Below are 15,640 nucleotides of genomic sequence, written 5' to 3' on the forward strand. Positions count from 1 at the left end.
CAAATCGTGGTCGTTTGGCACGCGCAGCAGCGCGCGGTGGCGCGGTATCTGCGCTCGGCACCTGGGGCAGATTCCTCTTCCAGTTCGGCACCGTGATCGTGATCGCGCGAATCCTCGGGCCGGGCGAATACGGGTTCGCGGCGATCGTGCTGGTCTTCAGCTCAGTCTCGGAGCTGCTGCGCGGTTCGGGCCTCGCCTCGGCGATTCTGCAGCGAGATGATCTCGACCGTGCGATCGCGAGCCGGGTGCACTACGTCAGTTGCGCGGTCGGTGCCCTGCTCGGCGGTGCCATGCTGCTGCTCGCGAAGCCGCTGGCCCAGGTGTTCTCAGACGATCGGGTGATCGCGTTCGCTCCGCTCCTCGCGATCGTGCTGCTCTGCGCCGGTGCGAGCGCAGTACCGATGGCGATGCTGGCCCGAGAGCTGCGATTCGCCCGACTCGCGGCTCTCGAATTTGGCGCCGCGGTGATCGGCTGCGCGGTTGCGTTGGCACTCGCGGTGAACGGCGCAGGTGCGGCCAGCCTGGTGTGGCAGGCCGTCACCGTCGCGGTGATCACGTGCGGCGGTGCACTGATCGCGAGTTCGTTCCGCCCCGGGTGGCCCGCGTCTCGAGCGCGCACGCGGCCCTACGTGCAGTTCGGCCTCAACTCGGCGGTCACCCAGATCGTGCGCTACGCCTCGCAGAACGTTGATCGGGTGCTGCTCGCCACGACGGCTCAGGCAGCGAGTGTCGGCGTGTACGCCCAGGCGATGCAGTTGATTCAACTGCCGATCGCCCAGCTCAGCGCGCCGTTGCAGCGCGTCATCATTCCCGTACTCAGCCGGCTGGTCGATGAGCGGGATCGCTACCGCCTGTATTTCCGTTCCGTCTTGCACGTGTTCGCCGTGCTGCTGTGGCCGGTGCTGAGTGTGCTCGCCGTACTGTCGCCCGCCTTCATCGAAGTCGTCTTCGGCACTGCCTGGGCTACTTCAGCCGACCTCATGCGCCTCCTAGCCGGAACAGGGTTCGTGGCTCCGGTGATCTTCGCGGCATCGTGGGCCTTCGTATCGACGGGCAGTGCGCGCCACCAGGCCCTCCTGATGGTCGGGGTGTCGACGATGACCGTCACCGCCGTCATTATCGCAGCGCCGCACGGTGCCGCAGGGGTGGCATTGGCGGTGAGCGCGTCGTCTGCGGCGAGTCTGATCCCGGCTGTGGCGCTCGCTCGCTTCTGCGCACCGTTGCGCCTCGCTGATTTCTCTGCGCCGCTCCTCTGGCCTGCCGTGCTCTCGGTGATCGGCGGAGCAAGCGCATGGGCGGCGACCCTGAGCATTGAATCGGCCGCCCTGTCGTTGGGCACCGGAATGCTCACTGCGGTCGCGGCGCTCGCCGCAACTTTCTTCTTGATTCCCCCACTGCGCCGTGCCACGCTCGGCATACTGGCCCTGCTCCGGCGCGGCGATCACACCTCGACGGCACAGAAATTGGAGCCCACACCGTGACCCGCACCCCTCGACGCGAGTTCATCTATCTCGGATGGCAGAGCAATGGCAACTTCGGCGATGAGCTGATCTACGACTATTGGAAGGCGGCTCTCGGCCGCGACCTGCACATCGAAGCCCCGCTGTCGCTGAAGCGCTACCTCACGAAGCAGGCGATGTCGTTCGTGCCGGATCGCCTCAGGCTGATCGGGCGGCAGCGCGCGATTCTTCTGGGCGGTGGCACGACCGTCGGCTTCGGCACTTGGGCTCGCCATGCGCGGCTCGCGCAACGCATGTACGGCACCTCGCGGGTGATCGCAGCGGGCGCGGGCGCTGCCGAACGGGGCGATGATTTCACGCTGGCACGTCAGCCGCACGATTGGCCGGCGTGGCGCGCGCTCGATGGGTTCTCCCTGCTCGGTGTGCGCGGGCCGATCACCGAGGCGTCGTGCGCGGCCGAACTCGAGCCGAGCCCGGTCATTGGCGACCCCGCGCTGGCGTACCCCGACGTCGTCGAGCTGCACCCACGACCGCGAAACGTCATCGGCCTGTGCCTCGGGTCGGAGGGGTCGAGCCGATTCGATGTCGCCGCCGTGGCCGAGGGTGTGCAGCGGGCTGCGCGATCGCTCGGGGCTGACATCGTGCTCTTCCAGATGACTGATGCGGACGCCCCCGTGAACGACGCTTTGCGTCGTCTTCTCGGCGATGTGGAGACGGTGGCATTCGCCGGAGACGTGCAGGGCATGATGGAGCGCATCGCCGAGTGCACGGCGTTCGTTTCGGAGCGACTGCACGGCACCATCGCGGCTGTGGCAGTAGGCGTGGCCGCCACTCCATTGCCGTATGCCAGCAAATGCGACGACTTCTGGCTCAGCGTCGCCGATGAGCGCCCGCAGCTGCGCGTCGACAGTGCAGCAGACGAGATCGCGGCAGCGATTGTCGCGAGCCGCGATCCGCAGTCGCTGGCCCGCATCGCCGACCGTGTTGCTGCGCATCGCGCGTCGCTCGCGAATGCGGCGACGCGAATGACGGCGTGGCTCGACGGCGGAGCCTGGCCCGAGGGCGCGCAGTGAACGCGTCGATCTCGGTGGTGGTGCCCGTCGGGCCGAATTTCGAGCATCTTGAGGCGCAGCTGCGCGCGCTCGCCGAGCAAGCCTTGCCGGCGCCGACGGTCGAGCTCGTATTGAGCTGCAACGGGTCAGACGTGCAAACCGTCTCCTCGACCGCAGCGAAGATCATGCCGGCGCCGACGTGGCGGGTCCGGGTGATCGATTCGTCAGAACGTCGCGGGCCGAGTCATGCGCGAAACGCCGGATGGCGCGCAGCGAGTGGTGCGGTCGTGCTCTTCTGCGACGCCGACGACGTGGTCGCAGCGGGTTGGCTCGCGGGGTTGGCCGAGCAACTGCGGCAGGCCGACGTGGTGGGCGGCCGCTTCGAATACGAACAGCTCAACCCGGGCGGTGTCGGCACCTGGGGCGCCATCGGCACTGCGGATCTGCCGGTGAAGTTTCGCCACCTGCCGTTCGTGCCGAGCGGAAATCTGGGCGCCGCGCGCGAGGCGCTCGAACGGCTCGACGGGTTCGACACCGACCTCGATCGCAGCGAAGACGTCGACTTCTCCTGGCGGGCGGCGTACGCGGGCCTGCGTGTGGCGCCGGCCCCTGCCGCGCTGCTGCACGTGCGTCGCCGCGAGAGCGTGTCGACGCTCTTCGCGCAAGCGCGCGAGGATGCGCACTTCGATGTGCCCCTGATCGCACGGCATCGATCGCATGGCGCCAAGTGGTCGCTGCGCGATCTCGCACGCGAGGCAGCAGGAACCCTGGTCGCTCTCGCGCAGGCACCGTTCGGTGCGGGGCACCGCGCCAAACTGGCGACTCGGTCGGGGCGGTTTCTCGGTCACCTCGCTGCGGCCCCGCGCATGCTGCGCCGCTCGCGTCAGCTCTGAGGCTGCGCGCCTCGGTCGCGTCGTGCGGTCGCCGGCTGGGGCAGTGCGAAGAGCCATCCGGCGTGCACTCGCGGCGCCAAGCGTACGAGCAGCAGCGGGATCAGCACTCCGGCTGCCGTGCCGATTGCAACATGCACACCGGGGTTCTCGAAGCCGAGACGCATCAGCATCGCGCGAACACCGGCGGCGGCGATGATGTGCGCGAGAAAGATTGCGAGTGAATTTCGACCTGCGGCCGCGAGGAGTGCGGCGAGGAGTGCGGCAGGGCGAACGAGGCTCACGAGCGCCGAACACGCCAAGACGCCGAGGGTGCCACTGATGGTTGCGACGATGCCGAGCGTCTCGGTGAGCGGAGTGGCGCCGGTGCCGTACGCGGTGGGGGTCGGCAGCCCGAGGTACGCGAGTGCGGCCGCGGCGCCGACGCCGACAATTGCAGCGCACATCAGTGCGGTGCGCGAGCGATCTCGAATGAACGCGGTGGCCCGGGGTGCACCGATGGTGGCGCCCACGAGATAGCAGACGATGAGCGCGAGGCCCTGAGTGCCGATGATGCCGCCGTCAGTGCCCCAGGTGAACCAGGCGAGCGCAGCTGAGGCTGCGATCGACCCCGTGGCGACGCGCGCGTGCGCCCATGGCCTGAGTGCCGCACCGATGAGCGCTGCGATGATGAGCCAGGGGAGAAACCAGAGCTGCCCGTCGGGCCGCCAGAGCTGCCAGAGCTCACTGATGGGGGCGGCATCGTTCGCCGCGTCACCGGCGAGCGCTCGCACCGTGCCCTGCAAGATCGACCACAGTGCGTAGAGATACAGCCACTCGAGCACGCGGCGACGCAGAAACCCGCCGAACGAGAGCCGGTCGCGCGTGCGCGGCAGAAACAGCCCCGAGAGCAGCGCGAAGATGCTGAGGTGCCAGGAGTAGAGAAAGTGATCTGACCAGATCGCCCACGCGGAGTCTGCCGAGATGATGCCGGCCGACACGAGCCCGCGGTCGACATGGCCCAGCACGATCGCGATGATTGCGATGCCGCGGGCGACGTCGATCGAGGTGTCGCGCGCGGTCTGCTGTTCGAACGATGTCGTGGATACTGGCAGGTTCGTCGGCGAGCTCATCGGCGCGCACCCGCGAACTGGTCGACGGTGTCGTTCGCGAGCGCCTCGCGCAGCGCGGCGAGCCCGGCTTCATCGATGTACACGACCGACTGGTCGCCCTCCATGCCCGTGCCCGAAGCCGGCACAGTGAAGTACGACACGTTGCTCGGTCGAATTTCGCCGAGGCTGAAGCCGATCTCGAGCATTCGCTCCGAGGTGAATCCACGATCGACCGAGAGGTTGCGGGCGATGGCATCGACGAGGGCTGCCATTTTCGTCGGGCTCGTGAGGGTGCCGCCGCTGATCGCTCGATTGGCGAGCGCCTGGATGAAGGCCTGCTGGTTCTTCACGCGCTGGAAGTCGCCGGCGGCGAACGCGTAGCGCTGGCGCACGAACACGAGGGCTTGCTCGCCCTGCATGTCGGTCTGGCCCTGTTCGAATGTGAAGCCGCCTTCCGAGAAGGGGGCCGGCACGTACACGCTGACACCTCCGAGGGCGTCGGTCATCTGCTCGAAGCCTTCGAAGCCGATCAGGGCGACGTGATCGATGCGCACGCCGAGCAGCGCCTCGACGGTCTGCACGGCGAGGGGAGTGCCGCCCCATGACATGGCGGCGTTGATTTTGGCCGGCCCGTGCCCAGGCACGTCGACCCAGCTGTCACGCATGAGCGACATGACCTGCACGTGCTCGCGGGCGGCATCGATGTGCACGAGCATGACGACGTCCGAGCGCTGACCGGTCGACTCCTCGCTATCGCTGACGTCGGCGACCTCTCCGCGTGAGTCGGAGGCCAGCACCAGAATGTTGAGTTCGCCGCGGTCTGATGCGTCGGGGCGCGTGCTCTCGTCGGGAAACACCTCGGCGTCGGTGAGCACCTCGATCTGCCCATCGAATGAATGAGTCAGTTGCACTCCGAAGAGTGCGATGCCGCCGATGCCGACCAGCACGAGCGCGAATGCTGCAGCGATCGAAATCATGATTCGCCGCAGGCGCTTTGAGCGCTGCGGACGCTGCGACTGCTTCTGACGCGTGCGCTGACGCATACCATCACCCCACCTGAATACTTTTATTTGGAATCTTGCAATGCTAATATATCATTATTCACGACGAAGGGGGAAATATCTTGAAAGTCGCACTGTTCAGTCACTCCGCTCGGCCTTCGGGCGCTGAGCTCTTCATGTTGCGGGTCGTCGAGCAGATGAGCGCTGCGCAGGTCGTCGTTGTGCTCGGAGAGCACGGGCCGCTCGAGGCGATGCTCGCTGATCGCGGTATCGAGACGATTGTCGTGCCGCTCACCGACCAGGTGTCGGGCTATCGGGCGGGCGGCCGAATCCCGCTGCGCGCACCCGCCTTTGCCATCGGAGCGGCGCGCCACCTTGCTCGCGCGCTGCGCCACCACCAAATCGACGTGCTCTATACGCATTCGGCGAAAGCGCACCTCGTCGGCGGCTTCGCTGGTCTGCTCTCCGGCGTACCTGTTGTCATGCACGCGCACGATCTCATGGGGGCGCCGGCGCGCGGGCGCATCGGTGCGCTCGTGCAGCGTCTGGGGTTCGCGGTTCTCGCAGGGCGGCGGATCGCCAACTCCGAAGTCACTCGCCGCTCGGCGGGCTGGGCGAGCGATCTCGACTGGCAAGTGGTTCCGTGCCCGGTGGCGGTGCCGCAGCTGTACCGGCATGCCGACCCGGTGTACGACGATTCGCCGCCCATCAGGCTCGCACTGCTCGGCCGCATCGCCGAATGGAAGGGTCAGGCGCTGGCGATCGAGGCGGTGGCGAGTCTCGTCGCATCGGGTCGAGATGTGACGCTCGAGATCGTCGGCGAGGCGCAGTTCTCGGGTGACGAGGCGTATGCGCGTCAGATCGAGCGGCGGGCCGTCGAGTTGGGGGTCGCCGATCGGGTGCGGTTCGTCGGTCATCGAGATGATCCGTTCGCGGTGATGCGTGCAGCGCACGTCGTGCTGCATACGAGCCTGCGCCCGGAACCGTTCGGCCAGGTCATCGTCGAAGCGATGTCGTGCGGCAGGCCCGTGGTGGTCGCCGACACCGCCGGGGCGGTCGCCGAGCTCGAACCCGGCGTCGACTGCTTGGTGTACCCCATGGGTGACGTCGCAAAGCTCTCGTCGGAGCTTGCGAAGCTGGTGGACGACCCGAAGTTGCGGCGCAATATCGGGCGTGCGGCGATGATTCGCGCCAGGCGATTCAGCAGCGACATCATCGTTCCCGAAATCGAGGCCGTGCTGCGACAGGCGGCGAAACCGGTGCGCGCGGCGGCGGCCGCTGCCGTATGACGGCGACGCCCCCTGGTTCAGCGGTGCCCCGCGGGTCAGCGCCGCCCCGGGGCGATGAGGTGCAGTGATTCGAGGGCCAGGCTTGCCAGCTGCGGTCGACTCTCGATGAGGCCCGTGCGCAGGGCTTGGTACCCCTGCGTCAGGGTTTCGGGGGAGAAGAGCTGTGTGCTGGGGGTCGCGCGCAGGCGAAAGCCGAGCGAGGTGAGCGCTTCGCCCGAGACGTGCTGCAGTACGGGGTTCTGGCACTGGGCATTGAGCAGCTCGTGCATCTCGAGCATGGTGTGCAGGTGGGTGCCGGGTTCGCGTGTGGGGTGCTCGCGTGCCGCGATGTCGATGATGTCGACGAGGTGTGCACGAATCTCGGGTGCGAGTGTGGGTTCGGTCACTCGCAGCACGCCCCCCATGAGCGCCCCGAGTGCCTGCACCGCCGGGCGCAGCTCGGCCGGGTCTGGCTTGATGACCCGGGTGTAGCTCTGCGCTGCGGTCTCGACGAGACCCTCGATCGCGAGGGCGTTGAGCGCGTCGCGCACCGGCGTGCGCGAGACGCCGAGCCACTCTTGCAGCTGCTGATCGTCGAGTTGCTCGCCCGGCGCGAATGCGCCGCTGAGTATCGCGTCGCGTATGGCGTCGTGCGCCTCTTCGCGCAGCAGGCGTCGCTTGCTGATCGGCGATGACGAGCGAGGCACTGGCACGGATTCCTCCTGTGTCGAGCGGGTCGGGATCGCCCCAACATGGGTTAAGTTCTAGAATACTTGCACACCGAGAGCGGATTTCCGATTCCTGACATTCCAGTTGTTTCCCGGGCCAGATGTGTGCCGCAGCGCAGATGAGCCAGATCGAGCGCCACGTGACCCGATCACATCTGTTCAGGTGCGATCGGGTGCGTCAAGCTCGTCTTGGCTCAGGGCGCACGATGTGCGGTGGGGGAGCCGACTCCATTCAATCCGCACCGGGCGCGCTGCGGCGCTACTCGGCCGACTCCTCAGGAGCCCACGATGTCGTTCACCCCCACCCTCCGCACCTCCGCCGTCGCGCTGGCGCTTGCCACTGCGGCCGTGCTGACCGGATGCAGTGCCACCGCAGCGGTCGGCGAAGGCATCGCGGCGGGTGCAGCCCCCGCCGCAACCGTCGAGGCCGCGTTGCCGCCCGTCAGTGAAACGCTCTCGTTCCCTGCCGACGATCTCGATTGGGTCGAGCTGCCCGGCAGTGGCGGGGTGCAGTACGCGAACGTGCGCGGCGATCTCGCGGGCAGCGGCCCCTATGAGGCGTTCGTCAACTTCCCGGCCGGGGCAGACAACCCGTTCCACACGCATTCGAAAGACCTGCCGACGGTCGTGCTCGACGGCACGTTCTATGCCGAGATCGATGGCGAGCGGGTCGAGTACGGCCCGGGTTCGTACTACGATCTGCCGGCCGATCTCGAACACTTCAGCGGCTGCACCGCTGCCACGGACTGCTTGCTCTTCCAGTACCAGGCCGACCACTTCGACCTGAACGCGGTCGATACGAAGTAGGGCGCGTTACCGGGCGAAGGCTTCGGTCACCGGTCGAAACTTCGACACCGTCTCGCCGAGCTCGTGCTCGGGGTCTGACCCGGCGACGATGCCGCCCCCGGCGCTCGCCACCACCCGGCGCACGCCGGTCGCGGCATCGGGAGCACCCACCTGGGCGCACCTGAGCCCGATCACCCATTCGCCATCGCCGTCGGCGTCGATCCAGCCGACGGCGCCGGCGTAGCGGCCCCGGTCGAACGGTTCGAGCTCGGCGATCGCCTCGACCGCGGTCGTAGTCGGCGTGCCGGCCACGGCGGCCGTCGGGTGCAGTGCGCCGACAAGCTCGATCGCCGAGCTCTGTTCACCCAGGGCGGCGCCGAGATCAGTGGCCAGATGCCACACGTTGGGCAGTTGCAGCGGAAACGGCTCTTCACTCGTGCGCAGTTCGCGCACGTGCGGCGAGAGCGCGGTGACCACGCTCTGCACGGCGAAGGCGTGCTCGTGCTGCTCTTTCGCGCTCGTGAGCAGCTCGTCGCGGGCCCGAGCGTCGCGCCCCGCGTTCTCGGGGTGTCGCCCGCGCGTTCCTGCGAGAACCCGCGCCGAGACCGCGCCGTTCGTCGACCGAATCAGCGTTTCGGGGCTCGCGCCGATGAACCCATCGACGGCGAAGGTCCAGCAGTCGAGGTAGCGGTCGGCCAGCCGCTCGAGCGGAACGCGCAGATCGGCGCGCGAGTCGAGTGCGCCTTCGAGCTGACGGGCGAGCACGATCTTCTCGAAGACGCCCGCCTCGATGCGCCGACCTGCTTCGCGCACGCCGGCGAGATACTCCGCCCGCGAGTCGCCGCCCTGGGCCAGGTCACCATCGGCGAAGGCGACGCCCGGCCAGGCTCCGAGCGGGGCGGCGTCGGGGAGCGACGGCACTGCAGGCGAATCGGTGGCGTGGGGCGCCGGATCGGCGTCGAGGTCGATCACCTCGGTGATCCAGGCCTGCCCGCGATGCCGCGCCACGAGCAGCCGCGGCACGATGAGCACGCTCTCGGCCCGGCTCGTACCGGCGAATGCGAATGAACCGAGTGCGACGAGCCCGGAGCCGGGCATGCGGACGGGGTCGTCGATGATCGCCGCTGCGGCGATCCGGCGCCACGCTTCGGCGGCATCGGCGAACCGCTGCGGGCCGGTGAACGTGAGCCTCAGCACCTCGCCGATGCCGACGCAGCCGCGATCATCGCGCGTCCAGATGAGCGGATTGTGCGCGTCGGCGATGTCGATGAGCTCGGGAATGCGCTCGAGCTGCCGGGTCACCGCGCGCAGTCGGGGTGCCGCGGGAGTGGCCGGAGTGGAGCTCGTCACCCCCATAATCTACTCCTGTCGACTGCGGGCTTCGCTCAGGCCCGCAGCCGCCGCGCTCGCCGTCGTGCAACCCCAGGTGATGAATAGGTGAACGGGATAGCATGGTGGGGTGACCCGCCCCGATACTGCGACCAAGCACGCCGCTGATGTCTCTGCCATGTTCGATGAGGTTTCTCCGCGCTACGACCTCATCAACGATGTGCTCACGGTGGGCAACGACCGGCTGTGGCGCATTGCCACCACCAGGGCCATCGCGCCGCGCAAGGGCATGCGCGTGCTCGATCTCGCAGCAGGCACGGGCACCTCATCGGCGGCGATCGCCGCGCACGGAGCGCACGTCGTGGCCGCCGACTTCTCCGAGGGCATGCTCGCCGAGGGGCGCAAGCGTCACGCGGGCAACGAGCTGATCGAGTTCCAGTGGGCCGACGCGACCCAACTGCCGTTCGACGACGACAGCTTCGACGCCGCCACGATCTCGTACGGCTTGCGCAACGTCAACGACCCGAAGGCCGCGCTCGCCGAGATGCGTCGCGTCGTGAAGCCGGGCGGTCGCGTGGTCATCGCCGAGTTCTCGACCCCGCCGTCTGCCCTGGTGCGCGGCCCCTACGCGTTTTACGGCCGTCACGTGCTGCCGCGCGTCGCCGGTGCGATCAACCGCGACGCCGCAGCCGCCTACTCGTACCTCAACGAGTCGATCGAGGCATGGCCAGACCAGGCGGAGCTCGCCGCGTGGATGCGCGAGGCCGGCCTCGAGCGGGTCGCCTATCGCAACCTCACCTTCGGCATCGTCGCCCTGCACCGCGGCTTCGTACCCCGCGAGGCACCGAAGCCCGCTGCGGCGCCGAAGAAGCCTGCGGCTGCGAAGAAGCCGGCGGCCACGCGCAAGCCGGCAGCCAAGAAGCCCGTTGCGGCGAAGCCTGCCGCTGCGAAGAAGCCGGCGACGGCGAAGCCTGCCGCCGAGAAATCAGCGGCCTCGAAACCTGCCGCCGCGAAGCCCGCAGCCTCGAAACCCGCCGCGACCAAGCCCGCCGCGACGAAGCCTGAAACCCCAGACACCGGAGACACGAAGTGAGTCGTCCCATCGCCGAAGACACGGCTACCCAGGCGCTGCCGATGCGCCTGTTCCACGGGGCAGCCGATCGTCGTCACGCGAAGCAGATTCAAGAGCAGCTCGAGATCATCGAGTCTGAGCTGCTCGAGCACCTGCGGTTCGCGTCGCCGGTCGCCGATGCTCCCGCCCGGTACTTGATGGGTGCCGGGGGCAAGCGGATCCGCCCCGTGCTCACCCTGCTCACGAGCGAGCTCGGCTCTGGCCCGAACGAGCTCGTGCGTCGCGCGGCCGAAGCGGTCGAGGTGACCCACCTCGCCTCGCTGTACCACGACGATGTCATGGACGATGCGCGTCTGCGCCGCGGGGTGCCCGCCGCGCAGACCGTGTGGTCGAACTCGGTGGCGATTCTCGCCGGTGATCTGCTTTTCGCCCGCGCGTCGTCGCTGGTGTCGGGCATGGGCGAAGCCGCGATTCTGCTGCAGGCGAAGACGTTCGAGCGGCTCTGCCTCGGGCAGCTGCACGAGACGGTCGGCCCGCAGCCGGGCGACGACCCGAAGGCGCACTACATTCAGGTGCTCGCCGACAAGACCGGCGCGCTTATCTCGACCGCGGCGCGCATGGGCGTGATGTTCGGCGAGGCTCCGGCTGAGTACGCCGATCCGGTGACCGAGTACGGTGAGCGCATCGGCGTCGCCTTCCAGCTCATCGACGACGTGATCGATCTCTCGCCGAAGCAGGAGCGCACCGGCAAGCGGGCCGGCACTGACTTGCGGGCCGGTGTCGTGACGCTGCCGCTGCTGCTGCTGCAGGAGCGCGCGGCCGCCGGCAACGCCGACGATGCCGCATTGCTCGCGCGCATCGACGCGGGCGTCGCACAGATTCGCGAGGGCGCCGACCCCGCGCTGCTCGACCCGGAGGTCGTCGCGCTGCAGACGCACGAGGTGACGCGCGAGACCGAGGCGACCGCGCACCGCTGGGCTGAAGACGCCGTGCGCGCACTCGACGTGCTGCCGAAGTCTTCGGTGAAGCGCGCACTCGAGCGCATGGCCGACTCGATCGTGAACCGCGACGGCTGACGCCCGGCGGCTGCGCCGGCGCCGCCGCTGATCGTGCCGCACGCACACCGAACCACCCGATTCTCGAATCCCCGCGGAGAATACCGTCAGGGGAACGGAAGGAAGAACCGAGCGATGAGCAAGATGCGACTGGCGATCGTGGGGGCCGGCCCGGCCGGTATTTATGCAGCGGATCTGCTGCTGAAAGCCGAACGCGACTTCGCGGTCGAGATCGACCTCTTCGAACAGCTTCCCGCGCCCTACGGGCTGGTGCGCTACGGCGTCTCGCCCGACCACCCGCGCATCAAGGGCATCATCAACGCGCTCCGCGACGTGCTCGACCGCGCCGGTTCGGGCGAGACCGGCGACGATTCCATTCGCTACTTCGGCAACGTGCGCTACGGGCAAGACATCACGCTCGCCGACCTGAAGCGCCACTACCACGCGGTCATCTTCTCGACGGGGGCGATCCGCGATGCCGCGCTCGCGATTCCCGGGATCGACGCCGAAGGCTCATACGGCGCCGCCGACTTCGTGAGCTGGTTCGACGGTCACCCCGACGTGCCTCGCACATGGCCGCTCGAGGCCCAGTCAGTGGGCGTGGTCGGCAACGGAAACGTCGCGCTCGACATCTCGCGCATGCTCATCAAGCACGCCGAAGACCTGCTGCCCACCGAGATTCCGTCGAACGTGCATGCCGGGCTCGAAGAGAACCCCATCGAGGAGCTGCACCTCTTCGGCCGCCGCGGCCCGAAGTACGTGAAGTTCACGCCGCTTGAGCTGCGCGAGCTCGGTGAGGTGCGCGACGTCGACATGGTGATCGACGAGCGCGACTTCGCGTTCGATGACGCGTTCGCCGACGAGGTGCTCGTGAAGAACAAGCAGGTCATCGTGATGACCCGCATCATGGACAAGTGGCGCGACGAGCAGCGCGCGCGCGAAGCCGGCGAGGTCGCCCCCGCATCGCGCCGCCTGCATCTGCACTTCTGGTCGAAGCCGGTCGAGGTCGTCGTCGAAGACGGTCGCGTAGCCGGGCTCAAGATCGAGCGCACCGCGCCCGACGGGCAAGGCGGCATCGTCGACACCGGCGAGTTCGAGATCGTGCCGATCCAGTCAATCTACCGCGCCGTCGGATACCTCGGTTCACCGCTCGAAGAGATTCCGTTCGACGACGCGAAGGGCGTGATTCCGAACGCGCAGGGCCGTGTGCTCGACCTCGAAGGGCAGCAGATCGCCGGTGTGTACGCGACCGGGTGGATCAAGCGCGGCCCCGTCGGGCTCATCGGTCACACGAAGTCGGACGCCATGGAGACGCTCGAGTGCCTCCTGGAGGATCGCGACACCCTCTGGCAGCCCGAGGCTCCCGAGCCCGAGGCGATTCCCGCGCTGCTCGAAGAGCGCGGCGTGCCCTACACGACGATCGAGGGCTGGCATCGACTCGACGCGCACGAACTCGGCCTCGGCGAGCCCCACGGTCGCGAGCGCATCAAGGTCGTGCCGCGCGATGAGATGACGCGCATCTCGCGCGGGGAGTAGTGCGCGCGGCTTCGGGTGCGCGCTGACCTGCTGCGCATGTCGCGCCTGTCGCGAGAGTGAGGGGTAACGCCGAGAGTGAGGGGAATTTCGCCTCACTCTCGGCGTTACCCCTCACACTCACCGTTTCGCCTCGCACTCACGAACGTGAGGCGAGGTGCGCCTAGCTCAGCACCCGCTCCAGCGCCTCGAGCACCTCGGTGGCACTGCCGTCGATGCGTACGGTCAGTCCAGGCCTCGTGTCAACCGCGGTCGGTCCGCGGTTGATGACGGCAAACGGGATCTCGCGCTGCTCCGCGCGATGCACGAGGCGAATGCCGGTGTTGACCGCGAGCGAGCTGCCGATGAGCAGTAGCCCGCCCGCACCGGCGACGAGGTCAGCGGCGGCGGCAAACACGGGCTTCGGCACGAACTCGCCGAAGTAGACGACGTCGGGTCGCAGCGTTGCGCCGCACTCGGGGCACCTCGGTTCGATGACGGTGTCGGTCTCGGTGACGAGCGCGTCGCCGTCGGGTGCGATTTCGGCATCGGCGTTGCGCGCGGCGAAGCCGGGGTTCTGCTCGTCGAACCACGCGAGCACCTGGTCGCGGGTGAAACGGTGGCCGTGCGCGGTGCACCGGGTCACGTTGCCATTGCCGTGCAGCTCGACGACGGTGCGCGATCCGGCGCGCCGATGCAGGTTATCGACGTTTTGCGTGATGACGCCGTTGATGCGCCCGGCGGCTTCGAGTCGCGCGAGGGCGAGGTGGCCAGCATTGGGGGCGACGCCGGCGGCGCGCAGGGATCCGATGCGCGCACCCGCCCAGAACCGCCGGCGATAGGCCTCGTCGCGGATGAACTGCTCGATGCTCATCGGCGTGCGCGGGGGAGTGCCGGCGCCCCGGTAATCGGGAATGCCCGAGTCGGTGCTGATGCCCGCGCCGGTGAGCACCGTGAGCGGTGCGCGTTCGAAGAGGTTCGCGAGCTGCGCGATCTCGGTGGGGTTCGGGGCAGATGACATGAGGCCCTCCGTTCGACTCAACGGTAGTCGACGGAGGGCCTCATGAGGTGCGGCTTCGCCCGCAGCGCAGTCGCGTGCGGCGCGAGGGTTACGCGGCGGGAACCGCGAAGACCTCGCGGTCGTGCAGCGGTTGCACGGGGCGGTGGTTGTCGGGGTACACGTCGGCGGACTGGTCGGTGAAGCTGAGGGGCGACGCGTCGGTGGCTGGTGCGTTGGTCGCGAACATTGTGATGTCGGTGGCGATGGGGGACTGGTGCAAGGCCTCGGCGTTCTGGCACGCGCCGTCGAATTCGCCCCAGCGATCTAGGCCGTTGGATCCGGCGTAGGGCCATTCGGGGGTTGTTACCGAGGGTGCAGCGGCGGTGTTTGGAGCCGCGGGTGTAGCTGACGGGGCGCTGCCAATCGACGTGAGCTTTGCCGCCTGCGCTGATGCATTCGCCGAATGCTCAGGCTTTTCCCAGGAAAGTGAAAATCCCAGATCAGCGCGTTTTGCTCAGGGTTATATTGATATTTTAATATCTCAGAATTCATGTGCACTGGACAGTATTTTAGAATTTAGTCATACTAATCCAGTGCGATGCGCAGCTGCGATCGACACGCGTTCGTTAAGAGTTTCTCGACGCGAATTAGCGTCGAGAAACATGATTTAGTTCAAATTGAAAGAGGAATACGAATGGAAAAGCGACGGAATTTCCGCCGTATGGCCGTCGCGGGTATGACCGCAGCGGTCGCGTTCACCGGTGTCGGGTTTGGCGCGACGATGGCGAACGCAGATGAGGGTGTCGTCTCGAGTGCAATCTCCGGCGACACGGTGAAGGGGCGTCTCATCTTTAAGTATGATCCGCTTCGTTCGATCAACAATGGCACTGGTGAACGCCCATCACACACAAGCCACGAAAGCGTGATCGATGCTCTTGCTAGTGCGGAGCTCTTTACTGTGCCCGCTCCTGGAAAGAGCGGAACTATTACGAACAGCTTGGGCAAGTGCTTTACGCCGGAATCATCGGGATATCCCTTCCTCCGTTTTGCCGACTGCTCAGGAGCAGCAAACCAAAACTTCCGCGTTAACGAGCAGGGGCAGGCGTTCGGGTTCAATGGGTCAACGGTCCAGTTGGATAAAGCTGGTACGGTGTCCCTAACAGGAACCGATCGACCCGGAATTGCGTTTGATCTCATGACCGGCGTCTTCGGACAGGCGGATTCAGTTGATCTGTCCTCGCGAACCGCGGACATCTCTGGCTTCGCCGTCCCGGGTGCAACGCTGCTGATTAACGGCACTGAGCAAGTTACCGCCGCTGCCGACGGCAGCTGGTCGTACACGGTGCTCGGCCTGAACCTCACGACGAACGACATCAAGGTCGAACAGTACGAGGGT

General features: G+C 67.4%; 15 protein-coding genes. 9 read left to right on the plus strand and 6 right to left on the minus strand.

Translation table 11 applies throughout. The features are described from left to right. Window positions 1-14: 14 nt before the first annotated feature. Genes CH42_RS01065 through CH42_RS01075 form a run of 3 tightly spaced genes read left to right on the plus strand, consistent with a single transcriptional unit; the run spans window position 15 to window position 3,405 of the window. On the plus strand, window positions 15-1,481 hold the full coding sequence (locus CH42_RS01065) for an oligosaccharide flippase family protein (RefSeq protein WP_053351347.1): 1,467 nt from the start codon (window positions 15-17) through the stop codon (window positions 1,479-1,481). After that, window positions 1,478-2,533: a polysaccharide pyruvyl transferase family protein gene (locus CH42_RS01070; RefSeq protein ID WP_053351348.1), complete on the plus strand. Its 1,056-nt coding sequence runs from the start codon at window positions 1,478-1,480 to the stop codon at window positions 2,531-2,533. The genes CH42_RS01065 and CH42_RS01070 overlap by 4 nt, the downstream gene beginning before the upstream one ends. Continuing rightward, window positions 2,530-3,405, plus strand: coding sequence for a glycosyltransferase (locus CH42_RS01075; RefSeq protein WP_053351349.1), 876 nt, complete (start codon window positions 2,530-2,532; stop codon window positions 3,403-3,405). The genes CH42_RS01070 and CH42_RS01075 overlap by 4 nt, the downstream gene beginning before the upstream one ends. Here the strand turns inward: CH42_RS01075 and CH42_RS01080 are convergent. Further along, complete coding sequence (locus CH42_RS01080; protein WP_053351350.1) at window positions 3,396-4,514, minus strand: acyltransferase family protein; 1,119 nt, start codon at window positions 4,512-4,514, stop codon at window positions 3,396-3,398. The two genes, CH42_RS01075 and CH42_RS01080, sit on opposite strands and share 10 nt — an antisense overlap. Next, window positions 4,511-5,470 (minus strand): LCP family protein, encoded by a 960-nt coding sequence (locus CH42_RS01085; RefSeq protein ID WP_162231048.1) that lies wholly within the window; start codon window positions 5,468-5,470, stop codon window positions 4,511-4,513. Before CH42_RS01085 ends, CH42_RS01080 begins: the two co-directional genes overlap by 4 nt. 146 nt (window positions 5,471-5,616) lie before the next feature. On the opposite strand from CH42_RS01085, the gene CH42_RS01090 reads away from it, so the two are divergent. Beyond that, window positions 5,617-6,783, plus strand: coding sequence for a glycosyltransferase family 4 protein (locus CH42_RS01090; RefSeq protein ID WP_053351352.1), 1,167 nt, complete (start codon window positions 5,617-5,619; stop codon window positions 6,781-6,783). A gap of 35 nt (window positions 6,784-6,818) precedes the next feature. On the opposite strand, the gene CH42_RS01095 is transcribed toward CH42_RS01090, so the two are convergent. Further along, entirely contained in the window at window positions 6,819-7,475 is a 657-nt protein-coding gene (locus CH42_RS01095; protein WP_082309214.1) for a GntR family transcriptional regulator, read from the minus strand. A 303-nt stretch (window positions 7,476-7,778) separates the two neighbouring features. Between CH42_RS01095 and CH42_RS01100 the strand changes: the two genes are divergently transcribed. Further along, complete coding sequence (locus tag CH42_RS01100; protein WP_156322422.1) at window positions 7,779-8,297, plus strand: cupin domain-containing protein; 519 nt, start codon at window positions 7,779-7,781, stop codon at window positions 8,295-8,297. Between the two features lie 6 nt (window positions 8,298-8,303). Here CH42_RS01100 and CH42_RS01105 read toward each other — a convergent pair whose 3' ends face one another. Then, window positions 8,304-9,626, minus strand: a complete 1,323-nt coding sequence (locus tag CH42_RS01105) for an isochorismate synthase (RefSeq protein ID WP_239683896.1) — start codon at window positions 9,624-9,626, stop codon at window positions 8,304-8,306. 109 nt (window positions 9,627-9,735) lie between these two features. Here CH42_RS01105 and CH42_RS01110 point away from each other — a divergent pair, with 109 nt between their 5' ends. The 3 genes from CH42_RS01110 (at window position 9,736) to CH42_RS01120 (ending at window position 13,268) form a co-directional block, all read left to right on the plus strand. Continuing rightward, window positions 9,736-10,698: a class I SAM-dependent methyltransferase gene (locus CH42_RS01110; protein ID WP_239683897.1), complete on the plus strand. Its 963-nt coding sequence runs from the start codon at window positions 9,736-9,738 to the stop codon at window positions 10,696-10,698. A 41-nt stretch (window positions 10,699-10,739) separates the two neighbouring features. Next, entirely contained in the window at window positions 10,740-11,753 is a 1,014-nt protein-coding gene (locus CH42_RS01115; protein ID WP_053351387.1) for a polyprenyl synthetase family protein, read from the plus strand. Window positions 11,754-11,867: 114 nt separating this feature from the next. Then, window positions 11,868-13,268, plus strand: a complete 1,401-nt coding sequence (locus tag CH42_RS01120) for a pyridine nucleotide-disulfide oxidoreductase (RefSeq protein ID WP_053351355.1) — start codon at window positions 11,868-11,870, stop codon at window positions 13,266-13,268. Between the two features lie 160 nt (window positions 13,269-13,428). On the opposite strand, the gene CH42_RS01125 is transcribed toward CH42_RS01120, so the two are convergent. Together CH42_RS01125 and CH42_RS16285 are read right to left on the minus strand one after the other, a co-directional pair. Further along, the gene (locus CH42_RS01125; RefSeq protein ID WP_053351356.1) at window positions 13,429-14,265 is read right to left on the minus strand and encodes a Sir2 family NAD-dependent protein deacetylase; all 837 of its coding nucleotides are present in this window, start codon (window positions 14,263-14,265) and stop codon (window positions 13,429-13,431) included. A gap of 88 nt (window positions 14,266-14,353) precedes the next feature. Next, window positions 14,354-14,524 (minus strand): hypothetical protein, encoded by a 171-nt coding sequence (locus CH42_RS16285; RefSeq protein ID WP_156322423.1) that lies wholly within the window; start codon window positions 14,522-14,524, stop codon window positions 14,354-14,356. A gap of 414 nt (window positions 14,525-14,938) precedes the next feature. Here CH42_RS16285 and CH42_RS16290 point away from each other — a divergent pair. Then, on the plus strand, window positions 14,939-15,640 hold a 702-nt coding region (locus tag CH42_RS16290; protein ID WP_156322424.1), incomplete at its 3' end, for a hypothetical protein.

The organism is Leucobacter musarum subsp. musarum, assembly GCF_001273845.1.
Classification (GTDB): domain Bacteria; phylum Actinomycetota; class Actinomycetes; order Actinomycetales; family Microbacteriaceae; genus Leucobacter; species Leucobacter musarum.